The following is a 1,386-nucleotide window of genomic DNA, read 5'->3' as shown; positions in this document are numbered from 1 at the left end:
ACCTTTCATATAAAAAAATAGGAAGATGGTGGGGGAAGAATAACTCCAAAACAACAGGTAAAAATCAGGAAGAAATAGATATTATAGCTTTAAATGAAGATAAAAAAACTATAATGTTTGGGGAATGCAAATGGACAAACAGGCTGTTAGATGTTTCAGTATATAATGAGCTGAGAAGAAAATCCGCAAGTGTACAATGGAATAATGGTACCAGAAAGGAATATTTTATATTATTTAGCAGATCTGGTTTCACCGATAAAATGGCAGAGGTTGCGAGAAGGGATAACGTATTATTATTCGATTTAAAAAAAATTGAAGAGATACTAAAAAAATAGAACATGTTTTGGTTATGTCTACATTGATCATGAAAATATGTGCCTATAAATCTATTTAATGAATTTATAATTTACAAATACCTATTGCTAATTAGATTTTATGGCAGGCAATAAATGGTAAAGATAGAAGCTATGAATATAAGCATAGACTAATCAATAGAAATGAGAATATAATGGATACTGATTTTGCAAATAGGCTCATAATTACAGGACAGCTGCCTCACAAAATGGAAAATAAAATTAATAAAATCATCATAAAGAATAGATATGGAAATTACAAACGTTAAAATTAAACATTTTAAAAACCTCGAATCAATTGACATAAGTACTAATTCCAAAATCAACTTAATAGTCGGAAAAAATAATGTTGGAAAAACTTCCTTAATTCAATCCTTATATATTGCTTTTTCAACTCAGGAACTTCTGGAATATTATAAAAGCGAATATCATTTAAATTCTCTAAGCAGTCTGATAACTTATTCTAGGAATAAATCTACAATAAATATAAAAACAACTAGGAGGAAACCAAATAATGAAATTCAAATAGAACTTCTTCGCCCAACAATTAAAGATACTATATTATTCATTCGGGAAGAGACAGAAGCCAATTTTCATAATAATTCAAACGAGCCATATCTAGTCAAACTTAATAAGAGAATTAAGGAAACATCTGGGGATATCAAAAAAATCTTTGAATCGTTCAATATGGATAAAATCAAGATTCTACTGGAGGAATTAATAGATTCTAATAAAAATAAAATTGAAAATAACATGAAGAATGATGTTATAATTAATGGAAAATATTATCCATCAAATGAAACTATGGATATAATATTAGATTTTCAACGGTCAATATTCAAAAGGTATATTGAAAATACAAAGAAAATATCAAACAAGAGATATTTAGAAGATACAATTAATAATTTGTTATTTTCGTCCACATTTAAATTCAAATTCGGACCTTATTTTATCTCCTCCAGTATGAGGTATAAAACGTATGCGGATACCAGTATACTATATATGAATACTAATAATATAGATCTTGGGCAAT

General features: G+C 27.3%; 2 protein-coding genes. Both read left to right on the top strand.

The features are described from left to right. On the top strand, nt 1-335 hold a 335-nt coding region (locus AMDU4_RS12950; RefSeq protein ID WP_021788386.1), incomplete at its 5' end, for a DUF234 domain-containing protein. Between the two features lie 267 nt (nt 336-602). Continuing rightward, on the top strand, nt 603-1,386 hold a 784-nt coding region (locus AMDU4_RS12945; protein WP_290705393.1), incomplete at its 3' end, for an AAA family ATPase.

The organism is Ferroplasma sp. Type II, assembly GCF_000496155.1.
This window is presented reverse-complemented; position numbering and strand designations above follow the sequence as displayed.